This is a genomic window from Paracraurococcus ruber (assembly GCF_004353985.1).
In the GTDB taxonomy this organism is placed as follows: domain Bacteria; phylum Pseudomonadota; class Alphaproteobacteria; order Acetobacterales; family Acetobacteraceae; genus Paracraurococcus; species Paracraurococcus ruber.
Genome location: NZ_SMOA01000434.1, coordinates 1 through 3,066 on the forward strand (window position 1 = coordinate 1; position 3,066 = coordinate 3,066).

Annotated in this window: 3 protein-coding genes; all 3 read left to right on the top strand. The window is 72.6% G+C overall.

What is annotated here, in order from left to right:
* Positions 1-80 precede the first annotated feature (80 nt).
* The 3 genes from hemA to bchI all read left to right on the top strand — a co-directional run bounded on the left by hemA (position 81) and on the right by bchI (position 3,011).
* A complete protein-coding gene (hemA, locus tag E2C05_RS30310; RefSeq protein ID WP_133223334.1) occupies positions 81-1,292 on the top strand; it encodes a 5-aminolevulinate synthase in 1,212 nt (403 codons plus the stop codon).
* Positions 1,293-1,427: 135 nt separating this feature from the next.
* Entirely contained in the window at positions 1,428-1,688 is a 261-nt protein-coding gene (locus E2C05_RS30315) for a high-potential iron-sulfur protein (protein WP_133223335.1), read from the top strand.
* A gap of 291 nt (positions 1,689-1,979) precedes the next feature.
* Positions 1,980-3,011, top strand: a complete 1,032-nt coding sequence (bchI, locus tag E2C05_RS30320) for a magnesium chelatase ATPase subunit I (protein ID WP_133223336.1) — start codon at positions 1,980-1,982, stop codon at positions 3,009-3,011.
* Positions 3,012-3,066 lie beyond the last annotated feature (55 nt).

Sequence of the window (3,066 nt, forward strand, 5' to 3'; positions counted from 1 at the left end):
GCCGCCGAAGAAATGTTCCGCCGCGCAGGGGCTGCGCGGCGTGCTCGGGTCCAAGGCCTTCGCGGCCAGTGGGGGGTTCCATGAACTACGAGGCGTTCTTCCGCAAGCAGATCGGCAGCCTCCACCGGGAAGGGCGATACCGCGTCTTCGCCGATCTGGAACGCCAGGCCGGCAACTACCCGAAGGCGACGCATCACCGTCCCCGCGGCACCCAGGACGTCACCGTCTGGTGCTCCAACGACTATCTCGGCATGGGGCAGCACCCGAAGGTGCTGGAAGCGATGCATGAGGCGCTGGACCGCTGCGGCGCTGGCGCCGGCGGCACCCGCAACATCGCCGGAACCAACCACTACCATGTGCTGCTGGAGCAGGAGCTGGCCGACCTGCACGGCACCGAGGCGGCGCTGCTGTTCAACTCCGGCTACATGTCGAACTGGGCGAGCCTGTCGACGCTCGCCGGCCGGATGCCGGGCTGCGTCATCGTCTCGGACGAGCTGAACCATGCCTCGATGATCGAGGGCATCCGCCACAGTCGGGCGGAACGCCGGGTTTTCGCCCATAACGATCCGGACGACCTGCGCCGCAAGCTGGCGGACCTGGACCCGGAGACGCCGAAGCTGGTCGCCTTCGAGAGCGTCTATTCCATGGATGGCGACATCGCCCCGATCGCCGAGCTCTGCGACATCGCCGACGAATACGGCGCCATGACCTATGTGGACGAGGTCCATGCGGTCGGGCTCTATGGCCGGCGTGGCGGCGGCATCACGGAACGGGACGGCGTCGCCCACCGGCTGACGGTCATCGAGGGGACGCTCGCCAAGGCCTTCGGGGTGGTCGGCGGCTACATCGCCGGGTCGGCGGCGATGTGCGACTTCGTCCGCAGCTATGCCTCGGGCTTCATCTTCACGACAGCGGTGCCGCCGGCGGTGGCCGCCGGGGTGCTGGCCAGCATCCGCCACCTGAAGACCAGCAACGCCGAGCGGGAGCGGATGCATGAGCGGGTGGCGACGGTCCGCCGCCGGCTGGATGCGATCGGGGTGCCGCATCTGGAGAACCCCAGCCACATCGTGCCGGTGATGGTCCGCGACCCGGTGATCTGCAAGCAGATCAGTGACTTGCTGCTTGACCATTACGGGATCTACGTGCAGCCGATCAACTACCCGACCGTGCCGCGGGGGACGGAGCGGCTGCGGCTGACCCCCGGCCCGCTGCATACCGATGCCGATATCGACCACCTGGTCTCGGCGCTCGGCGATATCTGGTCGCGCTTCTCCCTGGCGCGCGCGGCCTGACGAGGCTACCGCTTGGGTGTGGCGGGCGGGGCGGCCGGGCGGCCGTTCCGCCCGGCGCCCGCGCCTTGCCCGATTGGCAAAGCCCGCGACCGCCCCAATGTAGCGGCCGCCGGACCCATAATGAGGAGGGATAAGGTGACGGAATCCAAGCCGATGGCGAAGCGACGCCGGGCTGTTCTGCAGGCGGCGGGCCTGGCGGCGCTGGCGCCGCTGGCGGCGACCCGGGCGCAGGCGCAGGACAAGCTCCAGCCCGCCATGGTCATGTACCAGGACCACCCCAAGGACAATCAGCGCTGCGACGGCTGCCTGCATTTCCAGCCGCCGAATGCCTGCGCGATCGTTTCGGGCAACATCAACCCGGCCGGCTGGTGCGCGGTCTGGGCCGCCAAGGGCTGATGGCCGGGGCCGCCGCCGCGGGCCGAGGTCGGCGGTGCGGCAAGGGCTGATGACCGGGGCCGTCGCCGCGGGCTGACGCCGGCGGCGCGGCACAGGACGGCGGCGGGTCGGCCTTCGGCGCCGGCTGGCCGCTGCGCCGGGGCGGACCCCAGGTCCGCCCTGCCATTCTGGTCTTGAGCGGCTTGCGTGTCCGGCAGGACATGCAAGCCGCTCCGGACCGCCTCCGGCACGGCCGATCCCGGCCGGGCCGGAGTATCGCAGCGTGACGCGAGACTGCCCGGAAGGGACCCGATGAGCCAGCGTGTCCCCTTTCCCTTCGCGGCCATCGTCGGCCAGGACGAGATGAAGCTGGCGATCCTGGTCGCCGCCGTGGACCCGGGGATCGGCGGGGTCCTCGCCTTCGGCGATCGCGGCACCGGCAAATCCACCACCATCCGCGCGCTGGCCGCCCTGCTGCCGGAAATCCCGGTGGTCGAGGGCTGCGCCTATCGCTGCGACCCGGGCGACGAGCGCGCGCTGTGCGAGGAGTGCCGCGCCCGCCTGGCCCGTGGCCCGCTGCCCCGCCGCATGGCGCCGGTGCCGGTGGTCGACCTGCCGCTCGGCGCGACCGAGGACCGGGTGGTCGGCGCGCTCGACATCCAGCGGGCCCTGGCGAATGGCGAGAAGGCCTTCGAGCCCGGCCTGCTCGCGCGGGCCAATCGCGGCTTCCTCTACATCGATGAGGCGAACCTGCTGGAGGACCACCTGGTGGACCTGCTGCTGGACGTCGCCGCCTCCGGCGAGAATGTGGTGGAGCGGGAGGGGCTTTCGGTCCGCCATCCCGCCCGCTTCGTGCTGGTCGGCTCCGGCAACCCGGAGGAAGGGGAGCTGCGGCCGCAACTGCTGGACCGCTTCGGCCTGTCGGTCGAGGTCCGCACGCCCGAGGACCTGCCCACCCGCATCGAGGTCATCCGCCGCCGCGACGCCTTCGACCGCGACCCCGCGGCCTTCGCCGCGCAATGGGCGGGGGCGGAGGCGGAGTTGCGCGGCCGCATCCTGGCGGCGCGGCAGGGCCTGGCCGCGGTGGCGGTGCCGGACGCGGCCTATGAGCGGGCGGCGCGGCTCTGCCTGGCGCTCGGCACCGATGGGCTGCGCGGCGAGCTGACGCTGATCCGCGCCGCCCGGGCACTGGCGGCGCTCGAGGGCCGCGGCGAGGTCGGCGACGGGGAGCTGCGGCGGGTGGCGCCGCCGGCGCTTCGCCACCGCCTGCGCCGCAACCCGCTGGACGAGACGGTGGCCGGCGCCCGCGTGGAGCGTGCCGTGGCGGAGCTGTTCGGCCCGTGACCCCGGCTGGCGCCGCGGCGGGCGCCAGGCGCGGCGCCGATGCGGCGGCTGGCCG

What these genes read in the sequence shown, in the direction of transcription:
- hemA (WP_133223334.1), top strand. Translation starts at nt 81, where the DNA reads ATGAACTACGAGGCGTTCTTCCGCAAGCAGATCGGCAGCCTCCACCGG.
- bchI (WP_133223336.1), top strand. Translation starts at nt 1,980, where the DNA reads ATGAGCCAGCGTGTCCCCTTTCCCTTCGCGGCCATCGTCGGCCAGGAC.